General features: G+C 23.4%; 14 protein-coding genes. 8 read left to right on the top strand and 6 right to left on the bottom strand.

Going from position 1 to position 15,843, the window contains the following annotated elements; genetic code table 4:
* The 3 genes from EXC47_RS02695 to EXC47_RS02685 are packed head-to-tail and all read right to left on the bottom strand — an operon-like array spanning nt 1 to nt 3,260.
* Complete coding sequence (locus tag EXC47_RS02695) at nt 1-1,818, bottom strand: ABC transporter permease (protein ID WP_129646896.1); 1,818 nt, start codon at nt 1,816-1,818, stop codon at nt 1-3.
* A complete protein-coding gene (locus tag EXC47_RS02690) occupies nt 1,802-2,578 on the bottom strand; it encodes a hypothetical protein (protein WP_129646894.1) in 777 nt (258 codons plus the stop codon). The genes EXC47_RS02695 and EXC47_RS02690 overlap by 17 nt, the downstream gene beginning before the upstream one ends.
* The gene (locus EXC47_RS02685; protein ID WP_129646892.1) at nt 2,556-3,260 is read right to left on the bottom strand and encodes an ABC transporter ATP-binding protein; all 705 of its coding nucleotides are present in this window, start codon (nt 3,258-3,260) and stop codon (nt 2,556-2,558) included. Before EXC47_RS02685 ends, EXC47_RS02690 begins: the two co-directional genes overlap by 23 nt.
* A gap of 187 nt (nt 3,261-3,447) precedes the next feature.
* Here EXC47_RS02685 and EXC47_RS02680 point away from each other — a divergent pair, with 187 nt between their 5' ends.
* Genes EXC47_RS02680 through asnA form a run of 4 tightly spaced genes read left to right on the top strand, consistent with a single transcriptional unit; the run spans nt 3,448 to nt 7,013 of the window.
* Nucleotides 3,448-4,428: a lipoate--protein ligase gene (locus EXC47_RS02680; protein ID WP_129646890.1), complete on the top strand. Its 981-nt coding sequence runs from the start codon at nt 3,448-3,450 to the stop codon at nt 4,426-4,428.
* Between the two features lie 2 nt (nt 4,429-4,430).
* Complete coding sequence (locus EXC47_RS02675) at nt 4,431-5,246, top strand: alpha/beta fold hydrolase (RefSeq protein ID WP_129646888.1); 816 nt, start codon at nt 4,431-4,433, stop codon at nt 5,244-5,246.
* Between the two features lie 17 nt (nt 5,247-5,263).
* Entirely contained in the window at nt 5,264-6,040 is a 777-nt protein-coding gene (locus EXC47_RS02670; RefSeq protein WP_129646886.1) for a PQ-loop domain-containing transporter, read from the top strand.
* The gene (gene asnA / locus EXC47_RS02665) at nt 6,033-7,013 is read left to right on the top strand and encodes an aspartate--ammonia ligase (RefSeq protein ID WP_129646884.1); all 981 of its coding nucleotides are present in this window, start codon (nt 6,033-6,035) and stop codon (nt 7,011-7,013) included. The genes EXC47_RS02670 and asnA overlap by 8 nt, the downstream gene beginning before the upstream one ends.
* Nucleotides 7,014-7,088: 75 nt before the next feature.
* Here asnA and EXC47_RS02660 read toward each other — a convergent pair whose 3' ends face one another.
* The 3 genes from EXC47_RS02660 to dnaA all read right to left on the bottom strand — a co-directional run bounded on the left by EXC47_RS02660 (nt 7,089) and on the right by dnaA (nt 9,933).
* Nucleotides 7,089-7,307, bottom strand: a complete 219-nt coding sequence (locus EXC47_RS02660; RefSeq protein WP_129646882.1) for an RNA-binding S4 domain-containing protein — start codon at nt 7,305-7,307, stop codon at nt 7,089-7,091.
* A gap of 1 nt (nt 7,308) precedes the next feature.
* Entirely contained in the window at nt 7,309-8,421 is a 1,113-nt protein-coding gene (dnaN, locus tag EXC47_RS02655; RefSeq protein WP_129646880.1) for a DNA polymerase III subunit beta, read from the bottom strand.
* Between the two features lie 144 nt (nt 8,422-8,565).
* Nucleotides 8,566-9,933, bottom strand: coding sequence for a chromosomal replication initiator protein DnaA (dnaA, locus tag EXC47_RS02650; RefSeq protein ID WP_223211708.1), 1,368 nt, complete (start codon nt 9,931-9,933; stop codon nt 8,566-8,568).
* 214 nt (nt 9,934-10,147) lie between these two features.
* Here dnaA and EXC47_RS02645 point away from each other — a divergent pair, with 214 nt between their 5' ends.
* The 4 genes from EXC47_RS02645 (at nt 10,148) to ftsH (ending at nt 15,818) form a co-directional block, all read left to right on the top strand.
* Complete coding sequence (locus EXC47_RS02645; protein ID WP_129646876.1) at nt 10,148-12,304, top strand: ATP-dependent DNA helicase; 2,157 nt, start codon at nt 10,148-10,150, stop codon at nt 12,302-12,304.
* On the top strand, nt 12,295-12,861 hold the full coding sequence (pth, locus tag EXC47_RS02640; RefSeq protein ID WP_129646874.1) for an aminoacyl-tRNA hydrolase: 567 nt from the start codon (nt 12,295-12,297) through the stop codon (nt 12,859-12,861). The genes EXC47_RS02645 and pth overlap by 10 nt, the downstream gene beginning before the upstream one ends.
* Before the next feature lie 4 nt (nt 12,862-12,865).
* On the top strand, nt 12,866-13,726 hold the full coding sequence (tilS, locus tag EXC47_RS02635; RefSeq protein WP_129646872.1) for a tRNA lysidine(34) synthetase TilS: 861 nt from the start codon (nt 12,866-12,868) through the stop codon (nt 13,724-13,726).
* A 67-nt stretch (nt 13,727-13,793) separates the two neighbouring features.
* Complete coding sequence (gene ftsH / locus EXC47_RS02630; RefSeq protein ID WP_129646870.1) at nt 13,794-15,818, top strand: ATP-dependent zinc metalloprotease FtsH; 2,025 nt, start codon at nt 13,794-13,796, stop codon at nt 15,816-15,818.
* Nucleotides 15,819-15,843 lie beyond the last annotated feature (25 nt).

Here is a 15,843-nt window from a genome sequence, read left to right as displayed (position 1 = left end):
CTATTTATAATCTTTTCTGTAATAAAGCACTGATAAACCTGCATTTAATAATAGTGCTACAAGTAATCAGATAGCTATATATCCATATTTATTAACAACTTGATAGCTTCTTCTTAATTCATAAACTTCATTTACTGCTTGAAACATAAAGTTATCACTTTCATTTAATTGATAACGAATTATAACTTTATTTTCGCCATTTATTTCTTTTACTTCTTGTTTAGTTTCATAAGAACTATAACCACCTACAAAATAAGTGTTTTCTCCAAAAGTTAATTGAATTTTACTTGGTGTATAATCTAATGTTTCATCATCATTTTTTAATAAACTTTTAAGTAAAAATGAATCTTGGTTGTTAAAATATAAATAATATATTAACGCAGAAGCTAAATAAATCTTTAATTCTTGTTCGCTTTTAATTGTTTTATTTTTTAATGATTGTTCGTTAAAAAGAATAGTAGATGAATTTTCGTATAATCTTATTTTACTATTTGAATCTTCTAAAATTGAAGATATGTTATCTAAAATTGTTTTCTTAACTAATAAACTATTTGTATTATCAACTAGTTCTAATTCTTTGTTTAAATTTTCAAAAAATTCTTTAGCTAAAATATTAAAACCTTTATCTGCTAAAGCTTCTTTCAAAATATTTCAATCAATTTCTCCAACCAAATCATCAGAAGCTCCAAAACTAAAGTTATCTTTTTCAAATGGAACGTTGAAATTAGAAGCATCTTTGTGTGAATAAATTAATTTAGTATTAATAAGATTAGGAATAATACTATTATTTTTTAATGAAGAAGGAACAATATATTTTAATTCTTTTTCTTTCGTTTCTGTATTTGTAGTTACTAATTTTAGTAAACTTGAATTATTTGACAATTCATAATTATATAAATATGAATCTAATTGTTTGTAATATAAATAGTCAGATAAATTATTTTCATTATTCCCTACAAAACCTAATATGTTTGAATTAGAATAATTAAATATATCTAACATTTGAAAAGGTAAAATTGTTCAAGCATAAACTTGATAATTTGTACCAGAATTATTTGAATCTTTAAAGGCATTTTCTAAATAATCTTTTTGTTTTTCACTAAAAGTACTATTATTTAAACCATTTGGTAAAATAAAATACTTATCTTTTTGATCATTTAGATAAAATGTTTCAATGTTGTTTAATTTTCCACTTGGATTATTTTGATATTTTAAATTTAAATATTTAGCAAATTCATTTGAAGTTGAAGTGTTATCACTTGCTATAAATGAACCCCCTAAAATCAATGGTATTGATGCTACAAACGGTATAGATATTGCTATTTTTGCATTTACTTTATAGGCGATTAAACCTACAAATGATCCAAAAATCAAGAATGCAAAAAAGAATGAAAAAATTGAACCTAATGTTATTTCTAAAATATAACTTTCTATTTTTAGCGCATTTGCTAATGAAATATTTCCTATAGTAAATACAAACGTCAACACTGTTGCAATTATCATTGCAAAAATAGTTTTCGAAACAAAAATTTGTTTTCTTGTTATAGGCTTAGAAAAAATAAGTATTTCTATTCCTTCTTCTTCTAAATCTTTATAACTTCAAACATAAGTAATTGAAGAAAGTAAAATCACTAATAAGAATTCAAATAATGCTACACCATAAAAAATGTATTTTGCATATTCAACTAAATTTATTGTGAAAGCAAGTATGTTTACTAATAAAATTGAAAATATACTAATTGATAAAATTGTTATAAAATAAACTTTTTTTATGAAAAGTTTTAATAAAAAACTAAGATGATTATTTATTTGTTTCATTTCCTATACTAAGAATAGTAACAGCACTAAATTCTGTGCTTCCAAAAATTCTTTCAAAATCATTGTATATAGATTGTGAATTAATATCTTTTTCACTGATATTTAAAAAATTTAATATCTTTTTATCATTATTATTTTTTAGTGTAAAAACAGGTTTATAATCAGCAAAATAATATATTTTTGGACTAATTCCTCACCCGTTTTTTGTTTTTACATATTTAACTATTAAACGATTATAAGAAACGTAAATGTTATCTTCTTCTGCTAAAAAACCAGATATAACAAATCTAGGATTTTTACCGTTAGCAACTTTTGTATAGTGTAAATCATTAACACCATGATTTTCAAAACCTTTAAGTCCTAATGAATGTTTATATGTTGCAGAGTGACTAAGAACATTATTATCAATATTTTTATCTTTTAAATAATAAAAACCTTTATTTAAAAAACTTAAAACATTGAAATTAACTAAAATTTTTGGTACTATTTTTTCACTTTCGTTAATAAAATCTTCTTCAGTTATTATTTTATTTTCTAAATTTGAATATAAAATTTTAAATTGTTCTTCAACTTCTAAAATTTCATTATTTTTTAATACACCGCTTGTTTTTTCAATATAATCTTTTCCAAAAACACTTTCTAATAGTTTTTTTTGTTTATTTGAAAACTCCTCTTGTAAACTACAAGAAGTCAATACAATTGGCGAAAATAATAATAAAGAATAAGGTAGTATTTTTTTAATTTTTAATAACTTTTTCATAATAAGTCTTTTCTAATGATTCAATTTTATTACCACTATAAATAACTTCACCTTTATGGATTAGTGTTAAACTAGTAGTATATTTATCAATTTCAGCAAGAACGTGAGAACTAATTAAAATAGTTTTTCCTTCTTTGTGAAGTTGTTTTAAAACTTCAAATAATTCATATCTTGCTGTAGGGTCTAAATTAGCTGCTGGTTCGTCAAGAATAATTAATTTTGGATCATGTATTAATGCTTGAATTAGCAAAATTTTCTTCTTTTGACCAGAAGACATTTGTGATGGTTTTTGATTTTTTAAATCAGTTATATTAAACTTTGTTAAATAACTATCAATTTTATTTTCAATATCTTTACTACTTATTTTATTTAACTTAGCTAAAGACTTTAAATAACTATAAGTAGTCATATCTTTTGGGAAAGTAGCGTATTCAGGTACATATCCAATTATTTGTTTAGATTCTGGTAAATTGTGATTTTTACCAAAAATATAAATACTTCCTTTGTATTTAAAATATGAACCTATAATACATTTTATTGTAGTTGTTTTACCAGCTCCATTCTCTCCAATAAATGCATGAAATGCATTATCTTTAATGCTAAAATTTAAATTTTTAATACCTCTTATATCTTTTTTATTTACATAAAGTTTTTCCAAGCCTTTTACTTCTAAAATATTCATAAAAGCCTTTCTATTTTTTTATAAAAGAAATATTAAAATGTGCTTTTTATATAAAAAACACTTTGTATTAATTTAAATTATCTTATGAACTAGTAAAAGTTAATTTACTATTTAAATTATAATAAATATTTTTTTATTGTTAAATAAATCATTTTTTTATAATTTAATATATAGATATGGAGGAATAATGAAAATTTTTAGAATAAAAGAAACTTCGCCATACGTTACTTTGGCACTTGAAAATATAATAATGAATGATCCTGATATAACTGGTGATGTATTAATTTTATATCAACATAATAATGCAATAATTATCGGAAATAACCAGAATGCTTATGAAGAAATAAATAGAGAATTTGTTGCAGATAACAAAATTGAACTAGCTAGAAGAAAATCTGGCGGAGGAGCGGTATATCACGATTTAGGAAACATTAATTTTAGTTTTATTTCTGATAAATCTGATGATAATAGTTATCAAAAATTTTTATCACCTATTATTGGTTTTTTAAATTCATTAGGATTAAATGCTGAGTTTCACGGTAGAAATGATATTTTAGTAAATGGTTATAAAATAAGTGGTAATGCTCAATACATCAGTGGTAATAGAATAGTTAGTCACGGTACTATTTTATTTGATGTTGATGTAACTAAACTAAGTAATGCTTTGAAACCTAATAAAATAAAATTTGAATCAAAAGGAATACAATCAGTAAGAGCTAGAGTTACAAATATTATTAATATTCTTCCTGAAAAAATGAGCGTTGAAGAATTTATTAATAAATTAATCAAATATTTTATTGAAAAAGAAAATAGTGAATTATTAGATATACCTTTTTCAAAATATGATGCTAAATTGAATGAATTAAAAGAATTATTTAAATCTGAAAAATGGATTTTTGATAGAGCGGCTGATTTTAATTTTTCTAATACTGAAAAATTTCAAGGTGGTTTATTAACTGTTAAAGGTCAAATTGAAAAAGGGTATATCAAAAAACTTTATTTTGAAGGTGACTTTTTAAGCAAAAAAGATATTAGAGAAATAGAACCGCTATTTGAGAACTTACATTTAGATGAATTTAGTATAACTATGAAATTAGATGAAATAGAATTAAGTGATTATTTCGGAACCTTAAAAAGAAGTGAAATTGTTAAATTAATTTTAGGGTAAAAATGGAAAAATTTATAGATATTTTTGATGAAAGAATCTATTTTACAATGGAAGATGAAAAAGAAGATCTTCCTATTTTTCTTTTTATTCATGGTTTTGCTGATAGAGGTTTAACTATTTCACCATTAAAACAATTAAAAAATAGGAAATATAAAATTGCTACTTTAGACTTGCCTGGATCCGGTAAATCTTCATTAAAAAATAATGCTAGTTTAGAGTATTTTTCAAAAATAGTTTTTAAATTAATAGAAAAAGAATTTATAGATAAAGAAATTTACATTATTTCACATTCAATGGGAGCAATACCTGGGCTCTTTAATTTAAAAGTTAATGACAAAGTGAAACATTTATTTTTATTAGCGCCTTTAAATTACAATTTATTAAGTATTGAGAACGATTTAAATTCAGATATTTTTAAATGATTATTACCAGAAAATGAGAACGATGCATTTGATTCACTTTTTAATTTAGTTTTTGAACCAAATCAAAATTATATAAATGGTATAAATTTATTAGCTAAAAAAATTTTTGATTCCATTGATTTAAGAAAACAAAAATTTGGCTTTTTAGTAAAAGAACAAATTTTATCTAAAAACTATTTAAATAATCAAATAAGAAAATTATTTGACGAAAACAGCAATTTTACAGTTATTTTTGGAAGTGAAGATAAATTTGTATCAAAAAATCAAATGTTATTATTAAAAAAAGATAGGCCTGATATAAAATTCTTTGAAATAAAAAAATGTGGTCATGCGATGTTTTATCAAAAAGCTGAAGAAATAAACAATATCATTAATGAATATTTAAGTAATAAATAATTTATAATTAATACATTATGGAAAAATTTCAAAAAAGTTTATTTAATATGTTTATATTAAATGAGGCAAACTATATATCAGGTTGATTTGCTATCACTTTTGGTCTCATTAGTGCGGCTTTAACTATTGGTTTTAGTATTCCTCAAATAGTACAAGTTTACAAAAAGAAATCAGCAGGAAATATAAAATATTATTCTTTTTGATTATTTTATATTGGTACTTTAGGCTGAATAATTTTAGGCGCGTTTGATAATAATGCACAAAATGTTAAAAATTTTATGGTTGTTTATACCAATTTGATAACTTTATTTATAAATCAATTTTTATTATTTATGCTTTATAAATATTCAAATAGTCAATTAAGAAAAAAATTAAAATGAGTTGTTTTAAGTATTACAACTACAATTTTTATTATTATAGCAGTAATTTCTAATTGAGCTTTATGAGGAAAAACAAATGATGGAGATTCTATCAAGCTATCTGAAAAAGCTTTATTAATTATTGGACAAATTATCCCTATAATAACTGCATTTGCATTTTTACCACAAATTTTAAAATCAATTGATACAAAGGATTTTACAGGAATGTCTTTAGGTATGATAATACTTGCGTTATGTTCAAATATCGGTTGAACTGCATATTGAGTTTCTTATGCAATAAATGCTGGTGGATTCCAAAATCAATATATTAGTGCTCTTATTTGACAAGCAATTTCATTCTTAGTCTTTGCGTTAATATTTATTTTTACAATTATCGATAAATTTAAGAAAAAAGAGGTTATAAAAAATGTATAAATCAAAATTAAATTTAAAAGAAACACAACAAGCAATTCAAGATTTAAAGTTTGCTTTCACTAAAAAATTAAATAAAGAACTAAGTTTAACAAGAGTTTCAGCTCCTTTATTCGTTCTTTCTAATTCAAAAATAAATGATGGTTTAAATGGCGATATCCCTGTTATGTTTAAACCTAAACAATGAAATGAGGAATTAGAAATTGTCCATTCATTAGCAAAATGAAAAAGATATGCTTTAAAAAAATATAATTTCCTTCCTTATGAAGGTTTATGAGCTGATATGAATGCTATAAGAAAAGATGATGAGGTAGACTATAAACACTCATTATATGTTGATCAATGAGATTGAGAATTGATTATTAAAAAAGAAGATAGACAAATTGATTTTCTTAAAAAAATAGTTAATACTATTTATGAATCTATACGTTATGTTGAAAATAAATTAGTTTTTTCATATCCTGTTTTGAGTATAAAATTACCAAAAAAAATAACCTTTATTAGTTCAAAAGAATTATACGAAATGTACCCTGATTTGTCTCCTGAAGAAAGAGAAGATAAATTTGTTGAAAAAGTCGGAGCTATGTTTGTGTATCAAATAGGAAATAATTTACCTGATAATCAACCACATTCAAAAAGAGCTTTCGATTATGATGATTGAAATTTAAATGGTGATATTGTTGTTTGGGATAATATAAATAAAAAAGCTTTAGAATTATCTTCAATGGGCATCAGAGTTGATGCAAATTCTTTAAAAAATCAAATGAGTATTTTAAATAAAACAGAAAATGACCTAGGTGAATACCATAATCAAATTTTTGAAAATCAATTACCTTTAACAATTGGCGGAGGAATAGGACAAAGTAGATTAAGTATGTTTTTATTAGAAAAAAAACATATAGGTGAAGTTCAAGTAAGTATTTGACCAAAAGAAATGAAAGATAAATTTAAATTAGAAGGTGTTGAACTTTTATAATTAATTTAAAAAGGCTTTTGCCTTTTTTATTTTTTTAAATAAAAAATGATATCTAAAAGATATCATTAATTTTGATTATTTTTCTCTTTTAACAACATAAACGTCATCGTTTATTCAAATTATATCATCTGGATAGACTTTTGTACTTCTGCCTTGCGGAGTTACATTATTTATTTTTACAATATTATTTTTTAAAAAAACTTTAATTGCTCCACCTGTTGTTATAAGACCAATTTTTTTTATAAGTTTTCCGATTTCTATAAAATCTTTAGTAATTATAATTTCAGAATTCATCTTATCTCCTCATTGGTGAAATCAATTGTTTTGTATTTGGATTTGATTTAGAAATTATTAATATTTTTTGAATTTTTTCGTCAACTAATATATATAGTTCATCATCAAAAACTGATAAAGCTTCTTTTAAATAGTTATAATTTATATCAAATTCTAAATTAGAACCTTCTAATTCAAGATTTTCTGTTTTAACAAAAGAGTCACCTATTTCATCCAATTTAGTAAAAATGCTTAATTCATTCTTTTTAATTTTTATTTCTATTCTATTTTGTTTATCATTAGTGCCTATTCAAATTTTATTTAATAAATTGTTTAGTTCATTTTTATTTATTGTAACTTTATATTTAGTTTCAGACATAACTTTTGTAAATAGACTTTCAATATCATGATAAGGTAGATCAGTTATTCTAGAAGTTATAACAGTATTATCATATTTTATGCCTACTTTTATTGAATTATAAAAAAGTTTAACAACTTTAGGGGCATCAGAGGGTATTAGATCTTTAACATCTTTTGCATTAACACTAAATTCAAAATCATCTAAAACATAATTAGTATTAATAGTATAAAAAGCTAACCTATAAGAATCAGTTGCAGTTAAATTTAATTTATTTCCATTACTTCTAAAATTAATGCATTTATAAATTAAATTATTTTCGTTACTTGCAGCAAAAGCAACATTCTTAACAGCTTTTTTAAAATTATCAGTATTTATTTCAATTTCTTTAGTATTTGTGCTTTCATCAATTTTTGGAAAAGTTTTAACATCAGAAGTATTTAGTGTATATCTTGAACTATCTTGTTTTATTTCTATTAAATTGCTATTTGAAATTTTTTCTATTTCAATAAAACCGTTTAGTTTTTTTATTATATTTTTAAAAATATTAGCTTGTATTAATATTTCACCAGGTTTTTTTACTATAACGTCAGTATTATCAACATCAATACTTTTAATAATATTTGTTATTTCATTTGTTGCCTTAAAAGTTATTTTATTATCATCAGTATTAATCAAAATACATCTCATTCCATAAAAAGAACTAATAGGATCTGTAAATTTTGAAACTATTTCAATTATTTCATCAATAATATTTTTTTTAATTATTATATGCATTTTAAATCTCCTTTATTTTATATATTTATATACATTGTTGAAATTGTTAACAAATATATATTTTTTTACCAAATAAACTTATTTTTAAAGCTATTTAGGTTTTTAAAATTGTTAATAAACTCTTAATAAAATCTTTTTTAATGTTTATTTCTTTCTATATAAGTCATCACTAATAGCAGAAATAGTTCTTCTTAATGATAAATCTGGATTGTCAGATTCTTTTTCTATTTTTTTTATAGCATTTAAAATTGTAGAATGATCTCTATTTCCAAAAAATCTCCCAATTTGTTGTAGAGGAATATTAATTTGATCTCTTATTAAATAAATAGCTATATGTCTTGCTAAAACCACTTCTTTTTGTCTACCTTTTCCTAAAATATCTTTTTTAGAAATTTTGTAATATTTAGCAACATAATCAATTATAGTTTCGGGTGTTATAGTTTCTTTCGATTCTTGAATATCTCTTAAAATAGAATCCACGACAGATAAAGTATATTTTGAATTCTTTTGTATTATATCGTTCTTATAAAATTTAATTCTACTTAAAGCACCCATTAAAGTCCTTACAGATCTTGAGTAATTTCTAACTATGTAATTTTTTGCTTCTTTTTCTCATAAATTAGGGTTTAAATTTGAATCATCTATAAAACTATTTAATATCTTTAATAAATCTGTTTGTGTCGGATGCTTAATTTCTAATTGCAATCCCATAGATAACCTTGTTACTATTCTGTTATCAAACATCGAAGATATTGAATCAACAGATCTATCAGAACAAATAATAGTTGTTTTTTTTGTATTTATTCTAAAATCTAAAATATTAAAAATAATATTTAAAGTAACTTTTTTATTGCCTAACCCATAACTTTGAAAATCATCAAACATAACAATATCAGCTTTTTCAAATTCACTAGTAAGTTCTCTTAATTTAGTTGTATTATTTTCTTGTAAAATAAACTGTATATCTCTTAAAAAATTACTTGGGTTTACATAAATAACGTTTAATCCTTTTGATATAAGTTCATTACTAATTGCAAACAATAAGTGTGTTTTTCCTAAACCAGAGTCACCGAAAATAAAAATAGGATTAAATTCATTTTTGTCTTGATTTATTAAAATTTCAGCAAATCTATAAACACTTTCGTTATAATCACATCTTACATAATTAGAAAAAGTTTTTTGGATATCAACTGTATTTGAAATTTTAATGCTTTTAGATATTTCTTTTATTTTATTTTTTGCCTCTTTAGTTATTGCCTCTTTTAAGACAAAAATAAATTTGCATTCTTTCTCAAAAATTTCATTTAATACTTTTGTTATTTGTTCACTATAATTGTTTACGATTATATTTAAACCACTTTTAGAAATTGTTGTTGCAATAGTGACAAGATTGTTATCATCAATGTCAATAATACCCATATTCATAAAAAAGTTTTTAAAAATCATATTGTCGTTTATTTCTAAACTAATGCTTTTTAAAAATTGATCAGTATATGCTTTAAATTTAATCATTTTATCACTTTTAATACTCATAGCTTAATAATAATATAATAAATAGTAATTAGTATTTAATATATTAATACATATATGCAATTAATAACAATTTATAAACATTTTTTTAATAGTTATCCACAAATTATCAACAAAAGAAATGTGTGTTATAAGATAACTAAAAATATTTTTATAGTTTTAGTATTCTTTTTAAATATATTAATATAATAGTTTTATGAACTCAGAACAACTTAAATTAAAAGGAAGATTTAGAAAAGTATTTGCTGGTGGCGAACAAAAAGATTGAGCTTTTGCTTTAGTTTCTTTTGTATCTCAAGAAAGTAAAAATTACACAATATATATGACTAAAACAAAAGTTGAATTAGATAACTTTTATGAAATAACAATAACAAAACAATTAAACAAAGCTAATTATTTTTTGAATGATTTAAAAATAACTAAACCTGAAAATAATAGTGATATAAAGAGCATGATTTTATCTAATGTTTCAGGTATGGGAATGGTTTCAATAGAAAAAATAGAAAAAGAGTTGGGTCATAATAATTGGTCTGAAATTATTTCAGATCCAATAAAAGTTAAGAACATATTAAAACCAACTGTTTATGATAACTTTTATATTTTTTGCAAAATTTATTCTGATAAAAATCTATCTTTTTTTACAGATAATAATTTAACTTTTTTTCATAATGAACTTATAAAAGTTTATCCTGACATTGACATAATAGAATACTTCAAAATAAATGATCCTTATGACTTATATATTAATGGTAATTTTAAGTTAAATGATGTAGATAATTTTGCTATCAAATTAAATCCTAATTTTCCTATTGTAAAACGACTAAGAGCCTTTGTTTATTATACTTTTCGTAAATTAGAACAAAACAATAATACTTATTTCGAAATTAATGATTTTATTTCAGAATTTAAAAAAAATTTTGTAGAAAATCTTATAGATATCGATAAACAAATTTTAGAAACTTTAACTTTTATGATAGAACAAAATGAATTATTCTTTGAAAAAGAATTTAATGAAAATCATTTTGTAAGCTTAGTTTCTTTAAGAAAAAAAGAATTTGATATATCTTTATCAATTAAAGAAATTATTAATAATAAGAAGAGTAAAAAAATTAATTTAGAAAAAATTAATTTAAAAAATTTTTCAGCAGGTCAAGTAGAAGCTTTTAATAATGCAATCAATAATAATGTTTCAATAATATCAGGATACCCAGGTACAGGAAAATCTTATATAATAAAAAAAATTTTAAGTGAATTGATTAATCAAAAAATATATAAAGAAAAAGATATAGCTTTATTAACTCCAACAGGTAGAGCTGCAACAATATTGTCTGAGAAAACTGAACAAGAAGTAAAAACAATTCACAATTTTCTAAAAATATCTGATGTTGAAAATGTTTGAGAATCTTTTCAAGAATCAAGTGATGTTAAAGTTATTATAGTAGACGAATTTTCGATGGTCAATTTACACATTTTTGATTTGTTATTGAAAGTATGTAAAAAAGTCGAAAAACTTATTTTAGTAGGCGATGAGAATCAGTTGCCATGTATAGGGCCTGGTAATATTTTAGATGATTTAATTTCTTCTAAAATTATTCCGGTTTCAAGGCTAACAGATATTTTTAGAACAGATAGAGTTGATTTATTTGAACATTTTAAATCTATAAATAATAATAAATTACCTTTATTGAATTCGCAATCAGTAACTTTTTATGAAAAATCAAATACTGAATTTTTAGAAGAAATTACTTTAATTTATGAAGAAAAAGTTGAAAAATATGGTTCTATAAATGATGTAATAGTATTACTTCCTTCTTATAAAGGAATGAATGGAATTGATTCAGTAAATAGAAAAATTCAAGAATGAAACATAAAAAGAAATAATTTAACAAAGTCTATCTCTTTAAAAATAAAAGGAGTCGATTCTTATTATTATGTAGGTGATAAAGTTATTCAAATAGTAAATGATTATGATAGAAACGTGTTTAACGGTGAAATAGGATATATAGATTCTATAAATGAAAAAACTAATGAAATTTTTGTAAATTATGATGATAAAAAAATAATAAAATATAAAAAATCTGAATTAATAGAAAATATAAAATTAGCATATGCAATAACAATTCACAAATTTCAAGGTTCTGAGGCAAAATGCGTAATTTTCGGTGTTGTTAAAGACTTAGCAGAACATATGCTAACTAAAAAGCTATTATATACAGCTGTTTCTAGAGCAAAAGAAGAACTAATTCTTATAGGTTCTTCGATCTTATACTCACAAAAAATAAAAAATAATAGTAATATTACAATAAATACTTATTTAAAAAAATTTATTGCAGGAGATAAAAAATGAAATTAATAGTTGGTTTAGGTAACCCTGGTGATCACTATAGATACACAAGACATAATGCCGGTTTTTTAGCTATAGATAAAATTTGCGAAAAATTAGGTAATATACAACTAAATAAAGAAAAGTTTAATGGTAAATTTGCTGTAATAGATGATGTTATTATTGCAAAACCTTATACTTATATGAATTTGTCAGGAGATTTTATTTATTCTTTAGCAAATTTTTATAAAATTGATTCTTCCGATATAATGATAATTTTTGATGAAAAAGACTATGAAATAGGTAAGGCTGCTATTAAAATAGGTGGTTCATCGGCCGGACATAATGGTGTGCAAAGTGTAATAAATCATTTTAAGGATAATGATTTTAAAAGATTAAGAATTGGAATAGGCAATAGAGGCGAACTTGAATTAAAAGATTTTGTTTTATCCAACTTTAAACCTGGAGAATTTCAACTTTTAGAAAAAGTTTTAGAAAAATCAGCAGAAGCAGCTATTTCATTTATTTATAATGATATAAACATAGTGATAAACAGTTTCAATTCTAATAAAAAAGGTGTAATTTAAGAAAATGAAAAAATTACTAGGAGTTAGTGGTGGCCCTGATTCTATGTTTTTGTTAAATGAATTTAAAAATGAAGAAATAATAGTTGCAACAGTTAACTATAATGTAAGAGAAAATAGTGAAAAAGAAGCTAAAATTGTACAAGATTTTTGTAATAAAAATAATATAGATTTTTATTTATATACTTGTGAAAAAGATATTTTAGTAAAAAATAATTTTGAAGATTGAGCTAGAAAAATAAGGTTTAATTTTTTTAAAAAAATTTATATTGAAAATAACTGCAATCAATTATTACTAGCTCATCATAAAGATGATTTTATAGAATCATGTATTATGCAAGAAAATTCAAAAAGATTAAGATTTGAATTTGGAATTAAAGAAGAAAACTATATATACGGAATGAATATATATAGACCTTTTGTTAAAAAATATTTTAAAAAAGAAATTTTGGAAAAAGTAAATAAACTAAAAATTCCATATGCAATAGATGAATCAAACTTTAAACCTATTTATGAAAGAAATAAAATAAGAATTGAATTAAGCTCAAAAACATTAGAGGACAAAGAAAAAATATTTCAAAAATTTGAAACAATTAATATTAAAAATAAAGAAAAGTATGAAAAAATCAATAATTTTTTATTATTTTGAAAAAATGAAAAGTATGAGCAAAATTTTTTAATTAACTTTGATTTAAAAAATGAAGTCATTTATCAATTACTAAATTCTAAATACAGAGATTTAAATTTAACAAAAGGAAAAATTAATTCAATAGTAGATTTTATTTTAAGTAAAAATAGAACTAATAAGTATTTGTTGAAAAATGACACTTTTTTATACAAAGTTAAAGGGAAGCTACTTTTTAAATAAAAGTAGTTTTTATATAGAACTTGATATAATTAAAAAATAAACAAAATTAAATATATAAAGGTAACTAATGGAAAACGAAAAAAGAAGAATAGTTATTAAATGATTATTGATAACACTTTTAATATTAGCTATTGTTGGTGTTATAGTCTATTTAATAGTTGAACGTTTTGGACCTACTACTCAAGTTGTTAGTGTCCAAGTATTTAGTAATGACTTGTTAAAAGCTGCAGAGTCACCGTCAGATAAAATTTTTATTCAATCTGTTCAAGCTGATGAACCTGCAGGAACAATTACTTATATTTTAAAATCTAATAATTCAGTTATAACTAGAGTTGTTAATACTTCTAGAGAAATAGCTGGCTCATTGTTTAACCCTAACAACATAAATGAAATTCACCCGTTTTTAACAAATAACAAATCAATAACTGTTGACAGCGTTATTTCTTATGAAAATATAAAACCTGCTGAACTTGAAGCTATAAAAGCTTTAAATTTTATTGTTATTGGTTTTAGAAATAATGAACCTTCATTTATAGTTAGATTAATTTATGCTGTATTACCATCATTATTGTTCTTATTGATAATGTGATGAATTTGACGTGCAATGATGCGTAGAAATATGAATATGATGGGTGCAGTAGGTGACGATAAAAATCCAGCTCAAAAAATTAAAAGCGATAAAATGTTTAAAGACATAGCTGGAAATAAAGAAGCTATTGAAGAAATAAGTGAAATTGTAGATTATTTAAAAAATCCTAAAAAATATGAAACAGCAGGTGCGAGAATGCCTCACGGTATTTTATTAGGAGGTCCTCCCGGTACAGGGAAAACTTTATTAGCAAAAGCAACAGCAGGAGAAGCGAATGTTCCATTCTACTTTATTTCTGCATCAAATTTTGTAGAAATGTATGTTGGTCTAGGTGCTAAAAGAGTTAGAACTGTAGTGGAAGAAGCTAGAAAAAATGCACCAGCTATTATTTTTATAGATGAGTTAGATGCAATAGGTAGAACAAGAGGTTCAGGTATAGGTGGCGGTCATGATGAACGTGAACAAACACTTAACCAATTGCTTGTTGAAATGGACGGTATGAAAGAAAATAACGGATTGTTATTTTTCGCCGCAACAAACCGTACAGATGTTCTAGACCCAGCGCTTACACGTCCTGGACGTTTTGATAGAACTATAACTGTTGGTCTTCCTGATGTAAAAGAAAGAGCTGAAATACTAAAATTACATGCAACTGGAAAAAGAATTAGTCCATTAGTACAATTAGATCAAGTTGCAAAAAGAACACCTGGATATTCAGGGGCTCAATTAGAAAATGTTATTAATGAAGCATCTTTATTAGCTGTAAGAAGAAACTCAGAAGTTATTGATAGAGATGATATAGATGAAGCTATTGACAGAGTCATGGCCGGTCCAGCTAAGAAAAATAGAGTTATAACAAAATCAGAATTAACAATGGTAGCTTATCACGAAGCAGGACACGCTGTTGTTGGTATAAAAATGCCAGGAGCAAACAAAGTTCAAAAAATAACAATAATACCACGTGGAATGGCTGGCGGTTATAATTTAATGACTCCCGAAGAAGAAAAATATAATCTTACGAAAAAAGAACTTATAGCTATTATAACTAGTTATATGGGTGGTCGTGCAGCGGAAGAAATTATTTATGGAAAAGATAATGTTTCAACTGGTGCTTCTGATGATTTCCAAAAAGCCACTAAATTAGCAAGAAAAATGGTAACAGAATGAGGTATGTCTTCATTAGGACCTATTAAATATGAAGAAGAAGAAGGTTCACCATTTTTAGGAAGAGATTATTTAAAAAGTTCTCATGTTTCTGCTCAAATAGCCTATGAAATAGATATAGAAGTTAGAAAAATAATAACTGAAGCAGAAGAAAATGCTCATAGAATAATTAATGAAAATAGAGAATTACATGAATTAATAAAAACAGCTTTATTACAAAAAGAAACAATAGTTGCAGAGGAAATAGAATATATTTCTAAAAACCTAAAATTACCTCCAGAAAAAGAAGAGATTGAAACTCCAAAATCTGATGTAACACTTGATTCTTTATTATCATAATTTTAAAATGCGGATTCCGCATTTT

This window comes from Mycoplasmopsis maculosa, from assembly GCF_900660665.1.
In the GTDB taxonomy this organism is placed as follows: domain Bacteria; phylum Bacillota_I; class Bacilli_A; order Mycoplasmatales; family Metamycoplasmataceae; genus Mycoplasmopsis; species Mycoplasmopsis maculosa.
This window is presented reverse-complemented; position numbering and strand designations above follow the sequence as displayed.